This is a genomic window from Janthinobacterium sp. LPB2021202312-11-4 (assembly GCF_037049705.1).
Taxonomy (GTDB): Bacteria; Pseudomonadota; Gammaproteobacteria; order Pseudomonadales; family Pseudomonadaceae; genus Aquipseudomonas.
The window spans coordinates 1-23148 of sequence record NZ_JBAGKV010000019.1; the positions used below are offsets into that span (position 1 = coordinate 1).

At 55.3% G+C, this 23148-nt stretch carries 15 protein-coding genes; 12 read left to right on the forward strand and 3 right to left on the reverse strand.

Going from position 1 to position 23148, the window contains the following annotated elements; translation table 11 throughout:
* Both V5E99_RS19840 and V5E99_RS19845 read left to right on the forward strand, forming a co-directional pair.
* Positions 1 to 882: NAD(P)-dependent oxidoreductase (locus tag V5E99_RS19840; RefSeq protein ID WP_499803960.1), on the forward strand; the 882-nt coding region annotated here is incomplete at its 5' end.
* Positions 883 to 1024: 142 nt separating this feature from the next.
* Positions 1025 to 2554 (forward strand): aldehyde dehydrogenase, encoded by a 1530-nt coding sequence (locus V5E99_RS19845; protein ID WP_499803961.1) that lies wholly within the window; start codon positions 1025 to 1027, stop codon positions 2552 to 2554.
* Positions 2555 to 2810: 256 nt separating this feature from the next.
* On the opposite strand, the gene V5E99_RS19850 is transcribed toward V5E99_RS19845, so the two are convergent.
* The gene (locus tag V5E99_RS19850) at positions 2811 to 3572 is read right to left on the reverse strand and encodes an IclR family transcriptional regulator (protein ID WP_499803962.1); all 762 of its coding nucleotides are present in this window, start codon (positions 3570 to 3572) and stop codon (positions 2811 to 2813) included.
* Positions 3573 to 3897: 325 nt separating this feature from the next.
* Here V5E99_RS19850 and aldA point away from each other — a divergent pair, with 325 nt between their 5' ends.
* The 4 genes from aldA (at position 3898) to V5E99_RS19870 (ending at position 9554) form a co-directional block, all read left to right on the forward strand.
* On the forward strand, positions 3898 to 5322 hold the full coding sequence (aldA, locus tag V5E99_RS19855) for an aldehyde dehydrogenase (protein WP_499803963.1): 1425 nt from the start codon (positions 3898 to 3900) through the stop codon (positions 5320 to 5322).
* Positions 5323 to 5410: 88 nt separating this feature from the next.
* Positions 5411 to 6700 carry an MFS transporter gene (locus tag V5E99_RS19860; protein ID WP_499803964.1) on the forward strand — a complete coding sequence of 430 codons (1290 nt, stop codon included), beginning with the start codon at positions 5411 to 5413 and terminating at the stop codon, positions 6698 to 6700.
* Positions 6700 to 7935, forward strand: coding sequence for a mandelate racemase/muconate lactonizing enzyme family protein (locus V5E99_RS19865; protein WP_499804068.1), 1236 nt, complete (start codon positions 6700 to 6702; stop codon positions 7933 to 7935). The genes V5E99_RS19860 and V5E99_RS19865 overlap by 1 nt, the downstream gene beginning before the upstream one ends.
* 2 nt (positions 7936 to 7937) lie before the next feature.
* Positions 7938 to 9554: a GMC family oxidoreductase gene (locus V5E99_RS19870; protein ID WP_499803965.1), complete on the forward strand. Its 1617-nt coding sequence runs from the start codon at positions 7938 to 7940 to the stop codon at positions 9552 to 9554.
* 651 nt (positions 9555 to 10205) lie between these two features.
* On the opposite strand, the gene V5E99_RS19875 is transcribed toward V5E99_RS19870, so the two are convergent.
* Entirely contained in the window at positions 10206 to 10388 is a 183-nt protein-coding gene (locus tag V5E99_RS19875; protein ID WP_499803966.1) for a hypothetical protein, read from the reverse strand.
* 383 nt (positions 10389 to 10771) lie between these two features.
* Between V5E99_RS19875 and V5E99_RS19880 the strand changes: the two genes are divergently transcribed.
* The 4 genes from V5E99_RS19880 (at position 10772) to V5E99_RS19895 (ending at position 18568) form a co-directional block, all read left to right on the forward strand.
* Positions 10772 to 11896 (forward strand): response regulator, encoded by a 1125-nt coding sequence (locus tag V5E99_RS19880; RefSeq protein ID WP_499803967.1) that lies wholly within the window; start codon positions 10772 to 10774, stop codon positions 11894 to 11896.
* Between the two features lie 13 nt (positions 11897 to 11909).
* Positions 11910 to 16541: a PAS domain-containing hybrid sensor histidine kinase/response regulator gene (locus V5E99_RS19885; RefSeq protein WP_499803968.1), complete on the forward strand. Its 4632-nt coding sequence runs from the start codon at positions 11910 to 11912 to the stop codon at positions 16539 to 16541.
* An 11-nt stretch (positions 16542 to 16552) separates the two neighbouring features.
* Positions 16553 to 17488, forward strand: coding sequence for a diguanylate cyclase (locus V5E99_RS19890; protein ID WP_499803969.1), 936 nt, complete (start codon positions 16553 to 16555; stop codon positions 17486 to 17488).
* Between the two features lie 843 nt (positions 17489 to 18331).
* The gene (locus V5E99_RS19895; protein ID WP_499803970.1) at positions 18332 to 18568 is read left to right on the forward strand and encodes a helix-turn-helix domain-containing protein; all 237 of its coding nucleotides are present in this window, start codon (positions 18332 to 18334) and stop codon (positions 18566 to 18568) included.
* A gap of 254 nt (positions 18569 to 18822) precedes the next feature.
* Here the strand turns inward: V5E99_RS19895 and V5E99_RS19900 are convergent, their stop codons facing one another.
* The gene (locus tag V5E99_RS19900; RefSeq protein WP_499803971.1) at positions 18823 to 20709 is read right to left on the reverse strand and encodes a sigma-54-dependent Fis family transcriptional regulator; all 1887 of its coding nucleotides are present in this window, start codon (positions 20707 to 20709) and stop codon (positions 18823 to 18825) included.
* Positions 20710 to 21061: 352 nt separating this feature from the next.
* Here V5E99_RS19900 and V5E99_RS19905 point away from each other — a divergent pair, with 352 nt between their 5' ends.
* Both V5E99_RS19905 and V5E99_RS19910 read left to right on the forward strand, forming a co-directional pair.
* Positions 21062 to 22138, forward strand: coding sequence for an ATP-NAD kinase family protein (locus V5E99_RS19905; protein WP_499803972.1), 1077 nt, complete (start codon positions 21062 to 21064; stop codon positions 22136 to 22138).
* A complete protein-coding gene (locus V5E99_RS19910; protein WP_499804069.1) occupies positions 22135 to 23118 on the forward strand; it encodes a thiamine pyrophosphate-dependent dehydrogenase E1 component subunit alpha in 984 nt (327 codons plus the stop codon). Before V5E99_RS19905 ends, V5E99_RS19910 begins: the two co-directional genes overlap by 4 nt.
* The last annotated feature ends 30 nt before the right edge of the window (positions 23119 to 23148 follow it).

A 23148-nucleotide genomic window follows, 5' to 3' on the forward strand; every position in this document is an offset into this window, starting at 1 on the left:
GTCAGAGATCTTGATCGTCATTTGGCTCAGCCCTTCATGGATAAGGGCGCGCGCTGGGCCGAGTCGCCTAAAGTGCTCGCAGAGAACGTAGATATTGTGATCACTTGCTTGCCATCTCCGGCAGCCTGCTCCCAGGTCATGGAAGCGAAAGACGGCCTTCTCCACGGCCTGAGTAGTGGCAAGATTTGGCTGGAGATGAGCACTACTGACGACGCCGAAGTGAGGCGTCTGAGCGCATTGGTCGAGTCGACAGGCGCCCAAGCCATGGATTGCCCGGTTTCTGGGGGCTGTCACCGCGCTGCCACCGGTAACATCTCGATTTTCGCTGGCGGTTCGCGCGCAGCCTTTGAGCGCGTTTTGCCCGTGCTATCCATCCTCGGTCGGCGGGTGCTGCATACCGGGGATGTCGGATCAGCTTCGGTGCTGAAGGTTATGACCAACTACCTCGCAACCACCAACCTGTGCTCGCTGGCAGAAGCACTGATTGTCTGCAAAAAGGCCGGGCTGGACCTGGGTACTACATACGAAGCCATCCGCATTTCCTCGGGCAACTCTTTCGTACATGAAACGGAGTCCCAACTAATCCTCAATGGCAGCCGCAATGTCAATTTCACCATGGATCTGGTTATCAAGGATGTCGGTCTGTTCGACTCGCTTGCACAGCAACTCGGCGTGCCGCTAGAAATCTCTCCATTAGTGTTGGATATCTTCAAGGATGGCCAGGCGCGTTTCGGCGCACGTGAATGGTCCACCAACATTGTCAAACGCTTGGAAGAGGCCTGCGACCTTGAGGTTCTGGCCCCGGGTTTTCCGGCAGAGCTGGTGGATTATGAGCTGGAAGAGCTGGGTGCTGAAGTGGTCCCGCCAGGCCGCATCGTCTGATATGCCCTGATAAGTTTTGCCAGCCACCGCGCTGGCAACACCTGATAGCCATTAACTGGATTTCGCTCGCAGATCCAGCGACCAGATGTAAACGACCGAGCCTTCTTTAGCCTCCCTCATCAAGATGAACAAGGACAGCGCCATGTCGACCGCAGCCTTAGTAACCGAAGCCACTCAGAAATTGCATCAGCATGACTGGATAGCCTTAGCGAAAAAAATGAATATCGAAACCGGGCTTTTCATCGACGGCCATTACCTCGAGGCAATGAAGGGCAATCGTTTCGAAAGCATTAATCCGGCCACGGGTGAAGTATTGGCCTCAGTCGCCTACGGCGACGAGGCTGACATTGATCGCGCTGTCGCTTCCGCCAAAGACGCCTGGCTAGCGGGGCACTGGCGCTATATGGCGCCGCGTGCACGAATGACAGTTCTCAATCGGCTGGCCGAGTTGATCGAGAAGAACACCGCGCAATTGGCGCTGCTTGAAACGCTAGACATGGGCAAGCCTATTACCGATGCTTTGACCATCGACCTGCCCGAGGTGGCCTCCACCTTCCGTTTCTACGCTGAATGCATCGACAAGATCGAGGGGGTAGTCACCAATACCAAAGCTGATGCCTTGCACTTAATCCAGCGGGAACCCTTAGGAATTATCGGCGCCATTTCCCCCTGGAATTATCCGCTATTGATGGCCACCTGGAAGGTGGCGCCAGCATTGGCTGCCGGCAACTGCGTGGTGCTAAAACCTGCGCAACAAGCTCCGCTGAGCTGCCTGCGGCTTGCGCAGCTATTTATCGAGGCCGGAGGCCCTCCTGGGGTATTCAATGTGGTGAATGGGGATGGTCCGGTGACCGGTAAGGCGCTCGCGCTACACAGGGATGTGGCGAAGATCAGCTTCACCGGGTCAACCGCGGTGGGTAAGCAAATCATGATCTATGCCGGCCAATCCAATCTGAAACGTGTGGCATTGGAGACAGGGGGCAAGAGTCCGCAGATATTCATGCCCGATCTGGAAGACTTGGATGCGGCAGTCGACCGTGCCTATGGCGGCATATTCGATAACGCTGGTCAGGTCTGTAACGCAGGTTCGCGGTTGCTTGTGCATCGAGACATTCATGATGTGTTTATCGAGAAGTTCGTCGAGCGCAGCCGCGAGGCTTATCGGCCGGGAGACCCTCTGAACCCGGCGACAACCTTGGGGCCCTTGGTGACCCGCGCGCATCAACAAGGGGTGATGGCCAAGATCAAGCAGGGGTGCCAGGAAGGGGCGCTACTGGTCCAAGGAGGTTGTGAGCCTGGTGGGATGGAGCAGGGTGCTTACGTCTCACCAACGCTTTTTACAGGGGTCAATCAAAGTATGGGGATAGCACGGGACGAAATATTCGGACCGGTTGCCTGCGTTATCAGCTTCGATGATGAAGCCGAGGCTGTCGCCATTGCCAACGACTCAATCTATGGACTAGCCGCCAGTGTCTGGACACAAAACCTGAAAACAGCACACCGTATGGTGCGGGCTATAGAGGCAGGGGTGATCTGGGTCAACTGCTTCGGTGATGGCGATATGACACAACCCTTCGGCGGCTACAAACAGTCCGGGAACACGCGTGACAAATCCTTTGAATGTCTGCTTGGCTACACCCAGAGTAAGTCGGCTTGGTTCAATCTAGGTTGATCCGCGGCTGACCTGTTGCTTAGCAAATTAATGCACGGCACGTAATCCTACTCAAGGTAAGTATTCATTGGCGGACCGGGTGGTGGCGAACTACCGTACCATATTGTCGAGCGAGGCGTCACGGCCGAGGTCTTCTCACCGCCCTACCAGTCTTATACAAAGGCCCTGATCTCGGTAATTCCGCAAACGAATACCATTATCTATAAGAAACGCGTTGTACAATAAGTTTCCTGCTCAAAGTTTGAAAAGCACCACATCAGACTATCCTTGACGATAGTTGGCGCACCGCCTGAACCAGATTTTTTGAATAGGTTCTCGCATCCTGCGTATTTAGGAACTCGCCATTGATCGCGGCACTAATTGCGGCTACTGGCTCGTTTCGCAAATTCAAGATCGGCGCAGCAATACAGCTAACCTGAGTGTCTATCTCTCCGTAAGACACTGCGTATCCGAGGCGCTTTGCGCGGGCTAGATCTTCACGTGTTCGCTCCAGGCCTTCGATGATTGCCGGATTGCTTTTCTCCTCTCCTTTGAAGTAACTGAGTTGGAACTCATCCGAACGCATGGAGAGGATCGCCTTGCCAGAAGCAGATTGGTGTAGCGGCATGGTCTGGCCAATATGGATATTGAAAGCGTTGCTCTGTGAAGACTCCACCTTCGATACCACTACAACTTTGTTGCCTACCGGCACGCAGAGGAAAATTGTCTTGTGGATTTCGTTCTTCAATATCTCAGCAATCGGATAGAAGAACGGAATAATGCTCTGCTTATTATAGATGGTGGACGCGATCTGAAAGATTCTGGAACCGATGCAGTATGACTTCTTGCGGCTCGGATCAAGTGCAACTAGCTGGTGATCAAGCAGCGCATTAATGATGCGATGACCACTGGCAGCGGCGATACCCGCCCCCTCGCAGATCTCAGAAAGAGTCAAGGGATAGGCAGAAGCGGCAAGCAAATCCAAAATCATCACGCTGCTGTCGACGGCTGGCGCCTTGGACTTCTCTTTAGTTAGCATTAATTGGCATATTCCATATATGAAAAAATCATTTTGCGCTTTTTTTTAGCTCTCAGCTGCTGTGAACAGTACCTCAAGTCTATGTATGGTTCAAATTTCTCGGTATTTCAGCGACGAAAAGCTTCGCATGGTCGGTGTCTTGGCTCAAGGGATGTGTTCATTACTACCGGAAAGCGGTTACTGGCGATCGCTAAAATTCGCAATATTACGTGATGATCATCTCATTTAATTCCATATGCGGAATAATAGTTTTCTATATGGAAAAATAGTTGACGCGGTTTTTTCCACGTCTTAGGATTCGCTGAACCAAACTAAGGAATCTGTCATGCGTATCGAGAAGAACTTTGTTAACAACGAGTTTGTAAACTCGAACAAAGGAATGATGCTTTCGGTCTATAACCCAGCAACAGAGGTGGTTGTCGGACAGGTTCAGGCTGCAACCTCAGAAGAAGCGATCGAAGCGGTTGCGATTGCGGCTGCAGCGCAGAAAGGCTGGCGTCAGTTGACCAGTATCGAACGTGCCGGCCATATGCATAAACTTGCAGATGCCCTGCTGGCACGCAAAGACTCGATTGGCCAAGCACTGGCAGATGAGTCTGGCAAAAGTCTGGAAGATGCGACCAACGAAGCTGTCTACGCCGCCGAGATCACTCGCTATCACGCTGAGTGGGCGCGCCGTATTGAAGGCGAAATCATTCCAAGTGATACGCCGTCTGAAAACCTGCTGCTGCAACGGGAGCCAATTGGAGTTGTGGCCTGCCTGATTCCATTTAACTACCCGGTTTACACGCTTCTGCGCAAAGTCGCGCCAGCCCTGATTACCGGTAATACTGTGGTGGTCCGCCCGAGCAATAACACCCCGTGCTCTGCGTTCGAGATTGCCAAAGCAGTTCAGGACTCAGGCATGCCTGCCGGGGTAGTGAATATCCTGACCATGGATCACGCTACCGCAGAAAGTGTGTGCACCCATCCCAAGGTGGGAATGATTACCCTGACCGGAAGTGTAGGCGCCGGCCGTAAGGTGCTTGAGTACTCTCAAGTTAATATCGCCAAATCTTCATTGGAACTGGGTGGAAAATCTCCGGCGATCGTAGAAGCCGACGCAGATCTGGAAAAGGCTGCTCGGGAGATCGTCGCATCGAAAACCACCAACTGCGGGCAGCTTTGCACTGCCATTGAGCGTGTCTATGTGCACGAAGCTGTTTATGAGCCGTTTGTTGAGCTTTTGCGTACCTATCTGTCCGAGGTTCAGTTTGGTGATCGCGCCTTAAACCCGAAATTTATGGGGCCCCTGATCAACGAAAATGCGCGCCTAAACATCCATCAAATGGTAGAGCGTGCGATCGATGACGGTGCCAAGCTGGAAGTGGGGGGCTACATCCCTGAAGGTCCGGGGCACTTCTACCCGCCAACGCTACTGACGCATTGCCGACAGGATATGGAAATCGTACAAGAGGAGATTTTCGGCCCAGTACTTCCTGTACTTAAATACCGCGATGCTGACGAAGCCCTGGCATTGGCTAACGATCACCAGTTCGGACTGGCCTCAGTCATCTATACCGAGAACTACCGAACGGCGATGAAAGTAGCCAACAACATCGAGGCGGGTGAGATATATATAAACCGTACCCCATCTGATCCCTATCAAGGTTACCACGCAGGCTGGAAGCGCTCTGGTCTTGGAGGTGATGACGGCAAGCACGGCATGCTGGAATTTACTCAGACACGACTGGTAGTTCTTAATTACTAATAACCCGTTGGGAGTTTCTGTCTCGTAACTTTACGCAGCGGCCACCTCCGGCACTGGCATGAAAAATTATCGAAGGAATAATAATAAGATGGTAAATACAATTGCCCAAACTCCAGCGTCTGCTGGAAAAAAAATCGATCTAAAACGCTACTTACAATTTACGCTCTTGTTGCTGGCCGCTGGTGCTATCTATCCACTGTTGTATTTGCGCCAAAATTTTGAAACTTCGATTCTTGAAGTGTTCCAGATAACTAAGGGTGAGCTGGGTAATTATTATTCCATGCTCGGCGTGATGTACTTCGTCTGCTACGTACCAAGTGGATGGCTGGCGGATCGGCTCTCGCCACGACTGCTAGTTACCATTTCAATGGTGGGCACTGGCGCATTAGGACTTTGGTTTGCCACCATTCCATCAAAGGAGGTACTGCTTTACATCTTTATGGCTTGGGGTGTTGCCGCCGGCCTGACCTTCTGGGCATCAATGCTCAAAGGCGTGAAAATGCTGGCTCGCAAGGATGAGCAAGGTAAATTCTTTGGCATCCTTGACGGCGGCCGTGGCTTGGTTGAGGCGATACTGGCGACCATTGCAATTACCATTTTTGCCTATGCAATTGAGACTAAAGGTCTGAGCAATGCGCTGGCGCTGAAAGAGGTGATCTACATGTACTCCTTCACCTGTATTGGTATTGGAGTATTGACCTTCCTATTCTTCCGTGGCGGCAATGCCGACCAAGAAGAGACCAGCAGCAAAGCTAGCGGAAATATGATTCGCGACCTTAGATTCCTCGCATCTATCCCTGAGATGTGGCTGGTTGCTCTCGTCATCTTCTGTGGTTACCAACTGTTCTGGGCGACCTATTCCATTTCTGCCTTCTTACAAGAAGGCCATGAAATTACTGCCATCACTGCGGGCTTTATCACCGTTGCCAAGCTATGGATGCGTCCGATAGGTGGTATAGGTGCCGGCTTTCTCGGCGACAAGTATGGCAAAGAGAACATTCTGGCAGCTTCTCTAGTAGGCGCTACTTCGGGATTGATCATCATGATCATGTTTCCGAAATTGAATACGGTCTACTTTCTGTTGGCGCTTGTCCTGCTGATAGGGGTGCTGACCTACGCCATCCGTGGCCTTTATTGGGCGATTCTGGATGACTGCAATATCCCAATGCACGTCACCGGATTAGCGATTGGGGTGATTTCACTAATCGCATATACCCCCGATATCTTCCTGCCGCAAATCAACGGCTATATCGCAGCCCGCTATGAAGGCTTAACAGTCTACAACCTGTACTTTGGCTACATTGCGGTCATGGGTGTAATTGGCACGCTGGCCGTCCTGAAACTGAAAAGGGTGACCGCTAGGAAAAAGGCATTATGATGAAAGTTAAATATTGTGAAACCTACGTCGTTGCTACACCACCACCACATGTTGGCGGTATGTATTGGATCTTCGTCACACTAAAAACCGACTGCGGTATTGAAGGTGTTGGTGAGGTTTACGCGGCCACTTTTCATCCCAAGGTGATGGTGCCAGCAATCAATGATGTGTTTGAGCGTTGCCTGCAAGGCAAGGATCCTCATCATGTAGAGCGCTTCTTCCGGGAGGCTTACTCCAGTGGTTTCACCCAGCGCCCTGACCTCACCATGATGGGCATTGTCAGCGGCCTGGAGATGGCCTGCTGGGACATTATCGGCAAGGCCGCCGGCAAGCCGGTCTATGAATTGATTGGCGGAAAGATTCACGACAAACTGCGCTCGTATACCTACCTCTATCCAAAAGATAAAAACGGTGACTACAACTATGACAATGTTGAGTTAGCGGTTGAGTGTGCGTTGGAAAACAAAGCGCGTGGCTTCACTGCACTGAAGTTCGATCCGGCCGGGCCATACAGTGCGTACTCTGGCCATATGCTGTCGCTGGAAGCAATGGATAAGAGTGCGACGTTCTGCCGGCGTATTCGTGAAGCGGTCGGCAACAGTTGCGACCTGCTATTCGGTACTCATGGCCAAATGACGCCAGCCTCAGCTATTCGTTTGGCGAAGCGGTTGGAACCCTACGACCCTATGTGGTTTGAGGAGCCCGTCCCCCCAGGCCAAAGTGAAGCAATGTCTCGGGTGGCACAGAACACCAGCATCCCGATCGCCACCGGTGAACGCTTGACCACCAAATATGAGTTCCATGATGTGCTGAAAAACGGTGCGGCTTCAATTCTGCAAATGAACCTGGGACGTGTCGGTGGCATTCTGGAGGGTAAAAAAATCGCCAGCATTGCGGAGGCGTACTATGCCCAGATCGCTCCCCACCTTTACAACGGGCCTGTCGGTGCAGCCGCCAGCATTCAGTTGGCCGCTGCCACCCCGAACTTCTTGATTCAAGAGAGCATTGGCATCTGGGATGGTTTCCATGCCGAAGTGCTGCAGCAGAAGATTGAGTGGAAAGACGGCTATATAATTCCGTCCGACAAACCAGGGCTGGGAATTGAACTGAATATGGCGGTGGTTAAGGCGCACTCTCCCTACACAGGCAAAGCGCTGCACTTGAGCATGGACTCCAAGCCGTACGACTACAAAGAACAGTCTTCAACAGACTGGAAAGCGCAGCCGGAGCGATGAGCATGGAATATGATTTTATTATCGTAGGTGCCGGCTCTGCTGGCTGCATTTTGGCCCATCGCCTCAGCGAATCAGGAGATTACTCTGTGCTGCTCCTGGAGGCAGGCGGCAAGGATAGTTCTCCCTGGATAAAATTGCCTGTCGGTTTCGCCAAGACCTATTACAACCCGCAGTACAACTACATGTACTACAGCGAGGAAGAAGCGGGTATGGCCGGGCGCAAGCTCTATGCGCCCCGCGGTAAAGTGCAAGGGGGCTCAGGGTCGATCAATGCCATGATCTATGTGCGCGGCCAGGCAATGGACTTCGACGATTGGGCGGCCGCTGGCAATGAGGGCTGGTCCTATAAAGAAGTGTTGCCCTACTTTAAAAAACTGGAAAAACACCCGCTTGGCGATACCGAACATCACTCCAGTCAGGGCCTGATTGGCATTACACCGATGAAGGAGGGGGCGCACCCGATTTGCCAGCACTACCTCAAAGGTGCCAAAGAACTCGGGTACAAGATCAATGATGACTTCAATGGTGCTGATTTTGAAGGCGCGGGCATCTATGAGACCAATACGTTTCAGGGGCAGCGCTCGTCCAGCAACACGGCTTACTTGAAACCTGCTTTAAAGCGTCCAAATCTGCATTTTAAGCGGGTCACTGTGGCTGAAAAATTGCTGCTCGATGACAGCAACCGGGCTACAGGGGTGCAGGTGCGCACGGGGAATGGAATTGAGACGCACAAGGCCCGGCGCGAAGTAATCCTTGCTGCCGGCGCTGTGGACTCACCGAAGCTGTTGCAATTGTCGGGGCTAGGCGATCGCGGGCTTCTGGAGAAACATAAGATTGCATTAAGAATGCATCTGCCAGCGGTAGGCCATAATCTCCAGGATCACTTGTGCACCAGCTATTATTATCGCGCCAAGATAAAAACTCTGAATGATGAGTTTCGGTCCTATTGGGGACAAGCCAAGGCCGGTATTCAGTACCTGCTGAACCGGACTGGCCCGCTATCGATGAGCGTGAATCAGTCGGGAGGATTTTTTAAGGGTGACGACAGTGAGCAGCACCCCAATATACAACTCTACTTCAACCCAATGTCCTATCAGATTCCAAATGATCCGAAGGCAACGCTGGTGCCAGAGCCTTACTCAGGCTTCCTAGTTGCATTCAACTCCTGCCGACCTACCAGCAGGGGATGTATCGAGATCGCATCCAGCAAGCCTGAAGATGCGGCACTGATAAAGCCTAACTATCTTTCTACTGAGAAAGACATTCGAGAAGTCATTCAGGGCAGTCGCTTGATCCGGAAAATCATGGGAGCGCCAGCGCTCCAAGCCATTACGGCCGAGGAGGTGATCCCGGCGGACTCGGTTCAGAGCGATGAGGATATGCTTCAGTTTTTCCGCGAGAAAGGTGGGTCGATTTATCACCTTTGTGGCTCATGTGCCATGGGGCCGGATGCCACAACGTCAGTCGTTGATAACCGCCTTCGTGTACACGGGGTCATGGGTTTGCGGGTGGTAGATGCATCGATTTTTCCTAACATTACATCAGGAAATGTTAACGCTCCGGTAATGATGGTTGCAGAAAAAGGTGCCGAAATGATTTTGGAGGATAACCGCTTCTAATCTAGCTAAAACCACGGTTGAGAAAGTAAATATATTTCAGCCGTGGTGCCTTCGATGATATGTGCAGTCTGGTTGACATTCTTTGGCGTTCGCTATGATTACAGGCTGTGTGAAAATGCATGCTCCTTTATTGAAGTCTGCGTTGCTGGATAAAATCTACCAGCGTTTGGTTGGTCAACCAGAATAGAAGTTTGCGTAGGCACGAAATTTTCGTTGCGGTTCTGACTTTCAAGCGCGCTCGAAAAACGTTACTAAATGAAAGCTTGGCAACAGGGGGCGTCCATGTACGTCCGCTAATTGTACCTTACAACCTTGGGCTTAGCCCACGCTACTCACTGGACAAAAATCGGTTGGTGATCATCGTGACCGAGTGCGCCGGAGATGTCATGGCTGTGTCTATGCAAACGGAGCTTCGTCCCAAGCCACATGTTCATGATCCAGTATATACTTCCAAGTTGGTGGAGTCAGCCCAGGAATATCGATCCTCCTTGTGTCTACCCGGCGCTGATGCTCATGTTTATCAGAGAAAATCACTTGGGTATTTACAAATCGAACACCAGAGCGCGAGGATATTTCGCTCCACGCTTTTCGGCTTTCGATGAGGGGAGTTAACACAGTCAACGATGACCGTGCAGCTTAAACAAAGTTTACTCAGCGCAAGCTCATAGCGACCATGTAACCGCTGCGCCCTGCACCCCGTGCAAGAGCACCAGAGTTTAGAATAGCCTGCTCAATCGTATCGATCCGCAGATACACAGCGCCTGTTCTGGCGGCGAGATCATAGGCGATAGTCATTTTTCCGGTACCTGGAAGGTCGCTGAAGACGATGAGCATTCGATGTCCTTCGGTTAGTGAGTTACTCACTTCTACGTACCCAACTCCCGTCATGCTCACCCTTGTCCAGAGGAACGCTTCGCGTCACGTACCTGAGGCGGGAGCCGTATGCGGTAGTTCCGCACGTACGGATCTGTGCGGGGGGGCAGGTAACTGCCACTCCTACCGCGACCCTTGCTTGTATAGTTCGCTGGTGAGGAATAGATTCGATCCTTCAAGGAAGCTATCAATCCGCCTGCCAAAGGGAAATTGCCGTGATTTACTCAAAATCGCTCGGTTACAACCTCACCCCTTGATCTCAACGACGTCTATGTTTGCTGTTGGCTGATAGTCAGTCATTAAGACGCTGCTAAGTTGCGTGTCAATCCAGTGAGGACTACCGAATGCGAGTGATGATTCTGGATGATGACCCATGGATATCAGATCTTTTAAAACAGCTCGTGTTGAGCATTCGCCCGGCTGCTCAAGTCGATTGCTTTAGCGATGTAGCGAGCGCTTTAGACGCTTGGCAGCCGAATACCTATCAGTTGGTTATGGCCGACTGGAATCTACCGGATGCTCCCGGTGTCAGCCTGTTGCAGAGAATTCGCGAAAAAGATCAAGACACTCCGCTCATCATGATCACTGGGCGCGCTGATCGAGACAGTGTGCTGACGGTAAGACCGCTCGGGATCAGCGCATTTTTCACCAAACCATTTCAGGTTTCGCGCGTTGTGCAATGCCTGGAAGCGCTCCTTCCTCCTGATGAGCCCACCCGAGCTGGCTCTATCATTACTGAAGACCTGATCAGCTATCTCAGTGGTTTGTCTGCGGGTGAGTTGGACTTGCCTTTACTCGCGTCGGTAAAGGAAAAACTCCAGCTTGGATATGGGGGGGAGCTGCTGAATTTCCGAGAACTTGCCTATGATTGGCAGCAGGACCCGGCGCTGTGCGCCCATCTGATCGCAGCAGCCAACAGTGCTGCTTATCTTGGACACGGCCAGCCGTGCACGAATTTAAACGCTGCCCTCACCCGGTTAGGGGGGCTTACCAGCGTGAATTTGGCGATTAGCCAGGCCTTACGACAGACCACTATTCAACCTAACGCCATGCTAATGAAGTTCGTCCAAGCTCATTTAGATGATGCTGAGCGATTAGCAGAAAGGGTTGTGCTCTTGGCTCAGCAATGCGGTTTGGATCCCGCGCCACTACAAAGCGCCGCCCTGTTGCACCGCATGGGCGAACTCTGTGTGCTGTACCAAACTCAGAAATGGGAGAACCAAGGGAATAGCGTGAACGAAGAAGTACTCATGCACGCTGTCCGTGATTTTGCAGCCCCTTTTGCAGTTCGCTTGAAAGCACGCTGGGGACTGCCTATGGCGCTGCGTGAGTTGATAGGTGCTATCTATGCTTTGCCTCCCATGCAAGTACGCCGAGAGCAAGTGGTTATGCGCCTTGCCGCAGCCATGAACAATGGCGAACCTGAAACAGACCTTGAAAGACTTCAACGATTAGCGGGCCTGGCCTGAGCGTATTCGGGACTTGCAGGTTGGACATCTCGCCGCCCCCCAACAGGGCTTAAACTTTAATATTGAAGGCTTGAAGGTCTTCTGCAATGGTATCATGCGGGTGAGAAAACATAAGTTTTTTGCATTGAGCTGGGGAGTGGCAATCACTCTGGTGGTGGGGGTAGGGGCAAGCATTCTGGGCGCCTGGATCCTTGAACGCATCAACGAGCAGCAGGCACAAGAAAAGGTCGCAGCGGCTACCGAGGAAGCCGCAGAGTTGGTTTTAACTCGCCTCGATCTTTACCAATACGGATTGCGAGGCGCTCGTGGCGCGGTGCTGACAGCGGGTGAGCATGGCATCAGTCGCGAAGTTTTTGACCAATATCACCAAACGCGCGACCTTGCTGCCGAGTTCCCCGGCGCCAGTGCCTTGGGCTTTATCAGGCGTGTACCGGAGCAGGATGAAAGCGAGTTTCTCAAGCACGCTCGGGCCGACGGCAAAGCTGATTTCTCCATACGTCAATTCTCACCCCATTCAGGCGAGCGTTACGTTGTCCAGTATGTCGAACCGGTTGAGGGTAACCAGCCTGCAATTGGCTTGGACATAGCTTCGGAAACATCGCGGCGGGAGGCTGCCCAATCCGCGATACAAAGCGGTGTGGCCCGGATTACTGGGCCCATCACTCTGGTGCAGACCGCATCGAAACCGCAGCAGTCTTTCCTGGTTTTGATGCCTGTCTTTCGCGGCGGAGTGATTCCGGTGACCGTTGCTGAACGAGAGGCCGCAGCTTTTGGCTGGAGCTATGTCGTGTTGCGTTCAGAGGAGGTACTCAGAGGCCTGCGCATAGAAAATGAGACGGTGCATCTGCGATTGAGGGATATCACTGTCCCTGGGCAAGAGAAGCTGTTTTATGAAAGCACCGACGACTCGGCCAGCCATGAAACGCTAATGACCCACCAGGTGGAGCGCGAGGTATACGGGAGGCGATGGCAAGTTGAACTCGGCGCGCATCCGTTGTTCATCCAGCGCCTGCATCAGGTTTCACCAACGGTGGTTCTGTTGATGGGTGGTTTGCTCACCCTACTTCTGGCTACTCTGGCGGGTGTTGTGAGTGTCAGCCGTCAACGCCGGCGGCAGATATTCGCCGAGCAGGCAAGGCTGGCTGCCATCGTCGAAAGTTCGGCCGATGGCATTATCGGAAAAACACTCGATGGCATCGTGACCAACTGGAACAAGGGTGCCGAGCACCTTTTTGGCTATACCGCCGAGGAGGCTGTGGGCCAGACGCTGGTCAGTCTGGTTGTTCCTGAGGAGTTTGTAGCTGAAGAAGCCCATATCCTTGCGCGCATAAGGGCGGGGGAGAGTATCACCGGCTTTGATACCCAACGTCGCTGCAAGGATAGTCGGCTGATCGATGTCTCCGCCAGCATCTCACCCATCTATGGCGAGGGTGGTCGCGTCGTTGGAGCCTCCAAGACGTTAAGGGATATCTCGGCGAAAAAAGCAGCAGAGGCCCGAATTCTCGAACTCAATTCCAACCTGGAGGAGCAAGTTGCGCAGCGAACGTCCGAGTTGCGGCATCTCAATCTGTTGTTGGGTACTGTGCTGCGCTCGGCCACTGAGGTCTCGATCATTGCGACAGATCTCGACGGTGTTATCCGTGTGTTCAACAAAGGCGCCGAGCATTTGTTGGGTTATGACGCCGATGAGTTACTGGGAAAAAACACACCAGCGCTGATCCATGTACCAGAGGAAGTCGCTGCTCGTGGCGTAGAACTGAGCGAGGAGTACGCTCAGGCGATCGACGGCTTCCATGTGTTTACCCATAAACCTGAGCTTGAAGGCGCAGAAACACGTGAGTGGACTTACATACGTAAGGACGGCTCGCGGTTTCCTGTCACGCTGGTGGTCACCTCCATGCGCGATGACGATGGGAAATTGAGCGGCTACCTGGGCATCGCGGTAGACATCACCGAACGGAAAGCGGCAGAAAAGGAGCTGGCTGCGAGCCTGGAGACGACGCAGAAACAACGTAGTGAACTGATGGCGGTGCACGACCAGTTAGTGATGGCTGCTGAGGTAGCCGAACTGGGCATCTGGTCCTGGACGTTGGCGGACAATAACTTGCAGTGGAATGACCGCATGTTCGAGTTCTACGGTCAGCCACTGACGTTGCGCAATACTGGTCTGAGTTATAAGCACTGGTACTCTCGCATTCACCGTGAGGATGCTGTGGCGGCGGCTGCAAAGCTGAATGCCGCCGTTGAGGGGAATGGTGTGTACGACACAGTTTTCCGTGTCGTACACCCAGGCGGCCAGATCCGCTTCATACAGGCAGGCGCGCAGGTCGAACGCAGTCCCAACGGTACGCCCCTGCGCGTGACGGGTATCAATCGGGACATCACTGCCCAGCGCGAGCTGGAATCACATCTGCTGTACGCCAAGGAACAGGCCGATACTGCGAGTGCGGCAAAATCGTCGTTCCTGGCCAACATGAGCCACGAAATACGCACGCCGATGAACGCCGTGCTGGGCATGTTGCAGTTGGTGCAGAACACTGACCTGAATGGTCGCCAACTCGACTATGTGACCAAAGCGCAGACCGCTGCGAAATCACTGCTGGGTTTGCTCAATGACATCCTTGATTACTCCAAAATTGAGGCCGGCAAGCTACAGCTGGATGCGCACCCGTTCGAACTCGAACCGCTCATGCGTGATCTCGCCGTTGTGCTGGCAGGTAATCAGGGCCAGAAAGAGGTCGAGGTCATGTTCGACCTGGACTCCAATCTACCCAACGACCTGATTGGCGATAGCCTGCGGCTGCAACAGGTGCTGATCAACCTGGCGGGTAATGCCCTCAAGTTCACCATGGAAGGCCAGATTGTGGTCAGCGTCGAGCAACTGATGCGCACGGAAAACGCTGTGAGCTTGCGCATCGCCGTTTCTGACACCGGTATCGGTATCAGCCCGGAGCAACTTCAACGCATTTTTGAAGGATTCACTCAGGCCGAGGCTTCAACCACCCGCCGCTTTGGCGGCACCGGTCTGGGCTTGGTGATCTGCAAGCGGTTGGTCAGCTTGATGGGCGGTGAACTTCAGGTGGAGAGCCAGCAAGGTGTGGGAAGTCGCTTCTGGTTCGATATCACCCTTGAGGTAGCGCCGAATTCGCTGCTGAGATCTGACAGCTCTAGAGTCGATGTGTCCATACGGATACTGGTCGTCGACGACAATGCCATGGCGGGTGAATTGCTGTTGCGAACGGTTCATGCATTGGGGTGGAAGGCCGACCACGTGAGCGGCGGCACGCAAGCAGTGGAATGGGTGAAGAGTGCCCAGACGAGAGGCGAAGCCTACGACGTGGTACTGATGGACTGGCGGATGTCCGATATGGATGGGCTGAGCGCTGCGCAATTGATCCGTCAGCAGGGCAACGGCGTACCTCCTCCAATGGTCATTATGATTACCGCTTACGGCCGTGAAGTGCTGGCCGACGCAAACGAGATGGGAGACGCTCCCTTCGTGGGGTTTCTCACCAAGCCTGTCACTCCCAAGCAGTTAGCCGACGCTGTTCAGCGAGCACTCAACGGCAAAGGCCTTCCGCAGTCACTCCCGTCCAAGTCAACTGTTGACAGGCCGCAGCGTCTGGCCGGGCTGCGGCTATTGGTAGTGGAAGACAACATGCTTAATCGGCAGGTTGCCGATGAGTTACTGACAGGGGAAGGCGCTCAGGTGACGCTGGCTGAAGGTGGGTTGGAAGGGGTGAGCAGGGTGATGGCTGAGAGTGTGCCCTTCGACGTCGTGTTGATGGATATCCAGATGCCGGATATTGATGGCTTGGAGGCGACCCGTCGCATTCGATCGAGTCCACGCTTTGCAGCGCTGCCGATAGTGGCGATGACCGCGAATGCCTCCAATACCGACCGTGAGGCGTGTCTTGCGGCGGGGATGAATGATCATGTCGGCAAGCCCATAGATCTGGAACAACTTGTCGCAACATTGCTTTTTCAAGCGGGCCGTGAGGATCGTCAGGCATCTCTAGCCATGGGCCAAACTAATGCAGGAGAAGGCGTCATCGAGCCTCGTGCATCGATCATCGGCCGCTTTGGCGGTAACCTCGAGTTGATACGCAACGTGCTGAGAAACTTTGGCCCGGAGTTAGAAAAACAGCTTGTCCGGTTGCACGATCAGATCCAACGGCAAGACGCATCGGGGGCGGCTTCCGTGCTCCATGCTATAAAAGGCAGCGCTGGTACCATGGGTGCCAAGGCGCTGTCATCGTTAGCAGGTAGCCTGGAGCATAAGCTGCTGCATGGAGATGCCGCGACGGCTGCAAGCATTCTGATCGACTCGAGGTGCGCTGATGAATTGAGCGCGTTGTTGCAGACAAGTGTTGAGCAATTGAATGTCGAGTTTGGCCAGAGCCCGCCCGGGAAGGTCAGTGCTGACTCGGAATTAATGGCGCTCACACAATGGCGAGAATCCCTCAAAGAGATTTTGCTGTTGCTTGAAACAGGCAACCTTCAAGCCATCGAGCTGGCAGACGCATTGGCGTCAAAAACGCCGCCATCCCTGCGCCCACAGTTCGACGAACTTGTTGTCATGGTGCAGTCACTAGACTTTTTCGCTGCGATGCCGATTGGTCGTGACCTATTGAGATCTGCCTGATGGAACAATCGATGCAAACCTGGTTACCACATCCCCATAACCGTCCAAAACTCCTCATTGTCGACGACCAACCGACTAATATCCGGGTACTCCATGAGCTATTTCGTAAGGACTGTGATGTGTTTATGGCCACCAGTGGTGAGCAGGCGATCACCCTATGTCGGACCCAGCTACCCGATCTGATTCTGCTGGACGTGGTCATGGAGGGCATGGACGGGCATGAAGTATGCCGTCAACTCAAGGCTGACCCTGCGACCCAGGGCATCCCCATCATATTCATTACCGCGCAGCAGCAGGAGTCGGATGAGGTGCTAGGTCTGGAGCTAGGCGCGGTGGACTTCATCAGCAAGCCGATCAATCCAATCATTGTCAGAGCTCGTGTGCGAACACACCTGACCCTGAAGCTACAGAACGATCTGCTGCGCTCCATGGCGTTGATGGATGGCCTTACTGGAGTGGCCAATCGACGCAAATTCGATGAGGACATATTGGCGGATTGGCGCCAGTGCTTTCGAGAGCAAAAGCCGCTGTCGCTCATTATGGTGGATGTCGACTTTTTTAAACGCTACAACGACCGATACGGGCACCAGGCTGGAGATGGCTGCTTGAAATCCGTTGCCCAAGTGTTATTTGAAACGGTTAGACGCCCCTACGACCTGGTCGCTCGGTATGGTGGCGAAGAGTTTGCCTGCGTTCTGCCCAATACAGGTCTTTCTGGAGCGGTCGAAATTGCAGAAAAAATGCAAGAGCGTGTCCGGGCGCTGGGCATTGAACATTCGGCTTCTGATGTAGATCGTGTGGTGACTATTTCTCTGGGCGTCGCAACATTGACGCCCTCTGGCGATATTGAATTCGAGGCGTTGATAGAAGCTGCTGACAAACAACTCTACGAAGCAAAGAAAGCGGGCAGGGCCAGGGTATGCTCATCTGCAATGTCATCCGGGTAAGAGCCCCGTTGCAGTTCCCTAGGGACACGACTGCGTAACACCCATGCTGATTTTGAAGCCCCCGCAGGCCAGCGATTTGAAATGTGTGTTTCTTGCCCTACGGGGTACCGGACGTTTACTGTCCAGTGACCGCTTCACGCCGATCTCTGCCGGTGATCACTAGCAGCTTCGGGTCCAGAGTGTGTAAAAACGTTTTTCAGCGAGATTGGCGCCCAAATCAGAGCTGAAAATCACGCATCTACGCAAAATCCAGGTCTGCCAACCAGCCGATAAACTTCAGATTTCACATAGAAGCGCAGACTTCAATTTTGACTAAGCGTTTTTACACACTCTGGGTCGACAGCGGCTCTTCATGGCCTGCAGCTCTGGGCAAAAAGTGGACATGGATAGGAAAATAAATCTATTCCCGGTTGACCTCGTGTTGAGCCGCATGCACGAGAAGGGATTCGCCACAGTAGGGATGGATTGTGTAACTCTGCGCTGCCATCAGGATAAGGCTCTTGCAGTATCTCTGTAGAAGGAGGCCGAGACGCGGGACTGGATGTGAGGCTCACGCAGTCGGTGACGAGCATCAATAAGTCCGGACGCATGATCAGGCTGGGAACGCCTATTTACGCTTGGCGATGTTCATGCCTGCGATGACGGCTATCCGCTGCGATCTCTATGTGAAGGCGTTTTACGGAGCTTTGGTTGGTCGCGGCAAGAAGAAAATGCAGGCAATCGGCGCGGTGGTGTGCAAATAACCAGCACGGCCTCGCGGCACAGGTCCATCAGCGTTTGCATTGCGCAACAGCCACTACAGTGAATGGCCGACGTTGCAAAACCTTTGCTCTGGAACAACGCATGAGCCCCAGCACCTTCCGGCGCAAACTGGAGCGCGAAGGCTGTTCGTTTCAGGAGATCAAGGACGAAGTGCACCAGGGCAAGACCTTTGAACAGCTGCGCCAGACCCGAGTGAGCATTACCGAGATTGCCGAGCAGACCGGCTTCCAGGAGCCCTGCGCGTTCCATAGGGCGTTCAAGAAATGGACGAGGGAGAGTCCGGGGCGTTATAGAGCGAAGTTTCAGGACAAGCCTTGATGCCAGTCAGTTAAGAGAGCGGCGCCGAATGCAAAACTGTGGCGAGGGAGCTTGTTCCTACTCGGCTGCGAAGCAGTCGTAAAACCGACGAAACTGTTAACTGACACAGCGGTGTTGCCGATTTTAGGGCCGCTTCGCAGCCGAGTAGGAACAAGCTCCCTCGCCACAATTGAGCGCCAGGCCGTAGATTTTTGTTAGCTGACTGGCATCAGCACCAGCCCTCCCTGCAACCGCGCAACCCAACCGCTCGCGTTTCAAACCGGGCTCCTGCCGGGCATGTCGATCCGGTGCTGATGCACCCGTCGATAAAGAGTTGCCCGGGAAATACCCAGGGCTTTGGCGGCGGCAATCGGTTTCCAGCGGTGGCGTACCAACGCATCGAGCAGTTCCTGGCGCTCCGGACTGTCATTGGGTTCAACAAAAGCGTCCAACGGTCGGCTATCGGACCCCTGCAGCAGCTCCGGCAAATGGCTCAACTGGATAAGGTCAGTCTCGCAGACTGCACAGGCATAACGCAGAACGTGGCGCAATTGCCGGACATTGCCCGGCCAGCGGTAGCCGAGCAGGTATTCCAGCGCTGTCGTAGCGAGTTTCAATTGCACCCCGCACAGCGTCGACTCTTCGTCGAGAATCCGCGTGATCAATGCCAGGCGGTCACTGCGTTCACGCAGCGGTGGCAACTGAAAGCGCGCACCACCCAGGCGGAAATACAGGTCTTCACGAAAGTCGCCGCTGGCCACCTGGGCTTCAAGGTCACGGTGGGTCGCGCAGATCACTTGGATGTCCACCACCTTGCGCCGTGAAGCGCCCAGAGGCGCCACTTCGCCTTCCGCCAGGACTCGCAGCAGGCGGGTCTGCAAGGCCAGCGGCATGTCGCCGATTTCATCGAGGAACAGCGTGCCGCCATCAGCCTGTTGCAGCAGGCCTTGCATGCCCTTGCTCGAGGCGCCGGTGAAGGCTCCGGCGACATAACCGAACAGTTCACTCTCGATCAGGCTTTCCGGGATCGCCGCACAGTTCACCGCGACGAAAGGGCAGTCGCGGCGGCGGCTGGCCTGGTGCAGTTGACGGGCAAAGACCTCCTTGCCCGAGCCGGTCTCGCCCTGAATCAGTATCGGTAGATTGCGGTCCTTGACCCGCACCGCCAGGCGCAGGCTTTCGGCGATACGCGGGTCGAGTTGTGGCACCGCATTGTCGATTGGCCAAGGTCTGGCCAGCGGCCGTCGAGGTGCGCTCAAGCGCGCATGCAATTCGTTCTGCCCACCGTGGTTGCGCAACAGACACAAGGACTCGTCCCTGGCCCGATGCAGCAACTGCTGGTCGAACACCTGGCCGATATGCTCGGGCAGCCGCCCATAGCGCTGCAGCAGGAACTGCCGCGCCGCCGGATTCAGCGCCTGCAGGCAGCCATCGTCATCCCAGGCGAACAAGTAGTCGGGCTGGCTATCGACATAACCTTGGCTGTTATGGGCGCGCAGTACCCAGTATCCCTGGGCGCTGCTCATGAAAAACGCTTGTTCGATTTCCCGGGCGCTCTGCACCACCATCTGCCGGATCAGGTGCTGGGAGCGGCGTTCGTCGGGGGAGCGTACGGCCGATACGTCGAGCACCCCGAGCAGTTCGCCCTGGGGGTCGAAGACCGGCGCAGCGGAGCAGGTCAGGTCGATGAACGCAGCGCGAAAATGATCGCTTTTGTGCACCGTGACCGGCGCCCTGGCGGTGAGCACCGCCGCCACGCCGCAGGTGCCTTCTTCGCCTTCCGACCAACAGGTCCCCAGGTACAGACCAGCCTTGCGGCAGTCGTTGCGAATCGCCGTCTCGACCCGGTAATCGATGGTCCGGCCCTGGGCATCGGTGAGCATCACGCAGTAGTCGGCACCACGCACCCGGCCGTGGAGGCGGGCAACTTCTTCGCTGGCAATGCGCAGGAACAATTCCGAGCGCTCGCGGCACTCCTTGAGCACGTTCTGCGACAGGATGCGCGGCCCCTGCAGCGAGCCGGGGTCGAGATGGTGTTGCTCCATGGAGCGGCGCCAGGAGTCGAGAATCAGGCTCGACACCGGCACTTGCGGCAGCTGCGCGGCGTTCTTCAACACGCGGCTGACGCAATCCACATGGGCCTTCGAGTGTGCGGATAGCATAGGGCCTCCGTTTCCAGCTTCTTGTAGTTGTGCCGCCATTAAGCTCTGTTCATCCCCTTCAGACAAGCACCCGGACGGTACCCGGCGGCGGTGAGACGCAACGTCTCAACGTCTCATGCCGGGCCCGGGCAACCTGACATGTCGCGTCTCGCCAATAGCTCCTTGACAGATCTCCCGTCCTGCTGCTTGACCTCTCTAATTCGGGCATTTCCTGCGTTTTTTCAGGTTCTGGCACCGGCCTTGCTCTAGCCCTGGAAAGCATAACAATAACCAGAGGTGCCCTTATGTTCGACTGCCGATACCTGTCCCTGGCTGGCTCCCGACCTCACAGCACATCTGTGCGGATGGCGCCATGAGCCGTCGGCCATTGACCGTGGGGATCATCGCCAACCCGGCTTCGGGCCGCGACGTGCGACGGCTGACCGCCAATGCCGGGCTGTTTTCCAGTACCGACAAGGTCTCGGTGATCCAGCGCCTGCTGGCGGCGTTCGGCGCGACCGGCGTCGAGCAGGTGCTGATGCCCACCGACATGACCGGGATTGCCGCCGCCGTGCTGAAGAACAGCCAGGGGCGCCAGGCCCGCAACAGTCACTGGCCGGCCCTCGAATTCCTCGACATCACCTTGCGCCAGAGCGTCGAAGACACCCGCAAGGCCGCGAGATTGATGGCCGAGCGCGGAGTTTCGCTGATCGCCGTGCTCGGCGGCGACGGCACCCACAAGGCCGTCGCGGCAGAGATCGGCGATATCCCGTTATTGACCCTGTCCACCGGCACCAATAACGCCTTTCCCGAATTGCGCGAAGCCACCAGCGCCGGCCTGGCTGGCGGGTTGTTCGTCAGCGGGCGGATTCCTGCCGAGATTGCCTTGCGCCGCAACAAGCGGCTGTTGGTGCGCGTGCCGAACCGCGATCTGTGCGAGTGGGCACTGGTGGACGTTGCGGTGTCCTCGCTGCCCTTTGTCGGCGCCCGGGCGATCAGTCGCGCGGCGGATCTGGCGCAGGTCTTTGTGACCTTCGCCGAGCCCCAGGCCATTGGCCTTTCGGCGCTCTGCGGGCTGTGGTTTCCGGTGTCCCGGCAAGCACCGGGCGGGGCCTGGATGCGCCTCGATCCGCAGTCCCCCGAGGCGCTGCTGGTGCCGCTGGCTCCCGGCCTGCTGCAAGGCTGTGGGGTGCTGGCCGCCGGAAGCCTGGAACCGGGCGTCGCCCATTTCCTGGCATTGCCCAGCGGCACCCTGGCCCTGGATGGCGAGCGCGAGATCGAGTTCAACGCCGATGACCGGCCCAGCGTCACCCTCGATAACCACGGCCCGCTGAGCATCGACGTCAACGCCGCGCTGGCCTACGCCGCACAACAGCGGCTGCTGGCCATCGGCCGTGAACACCCGCAACACCCCCTGAACCTTTTGTCCCGAGACAACCCTGGAGAATAAAAATGTCGACACACCTGTCCGCTGATCAATTGCTGCATGCCTACAAGGTGATGCGCACCATCCGCGCTTTCGAAGAGCGCCTGCATGTGGAATTCGCCACCGGCGAGATCCCCGGTTTCGTCCACCTCTATGCCGGGGAAGAAGCGTCTGCCGCCGGGGTCATGGCCCACCTCGGAGATGCCGACTGCATTGCCTCCAACCACCGCGGCCACGGCCATTGCATCGCCAAAGGGGTCGATGTGTACGGGATGATGGCCGAGATCTACGGCAAGAAAACCGGAGTCTGTCAGGGCAAGGGCGGCTCCATGCACATTGCCGATTTCGAGAAGGGCATGCTCGGCGCCAACGGCATAGTCGGCGCCGGAGCGCCGCTGGTGGTCGGCGCGGCACTGGCGGCCAAACTCAAGGGCACCGACAGCGTGGCGGTGGTGTTCTTCGGTGATGGCGGCTCCAACGAAGGTGCGGTGTTCGAGGCGATGAACATGGCCTCGGTGTGGAACCTGCCATGCCTGTTCATTGCCGAGAACAACGGCTATGCCGAGGCCACGGCGTCCAACTGGTCGGTGGCCTGTGATCACATTGCCGATCGCGCCGCGGGCTTCGGCATGCCCGGGGTCACGGTGGACGGTTTCGATTTCTTCGCCGTTCACGAAGCCGCTGGTGCCGCCGTCGAACGGGCCCGGGCCGGCGAAGGGCCGTCGCTGATCGAAGTCAAGCTGACTCGTTACTACGGCCACTTCGAGGGCGATGCCCAGACCTATCGAGCCCCGGATGAAGTGAAACATTTTCGCGAGCACAACGACTGCCTGATGCAGTTTCGCGAGCGCACCACCCGCGCCGGACTGGTCGATGCCGGGCAACTGGACCAGATCGATGAGGAAGTAAAGAGCCTGATCGAAAACGCCGTGCGCAAGGCCAAGTCCGATCCCAAGCCGAGCGCCGCCGACCTGCTGACCGACGTTTACGTTTCCTATCCCTGAACGCCCCCTATAACAAGAATCGAGACCTTC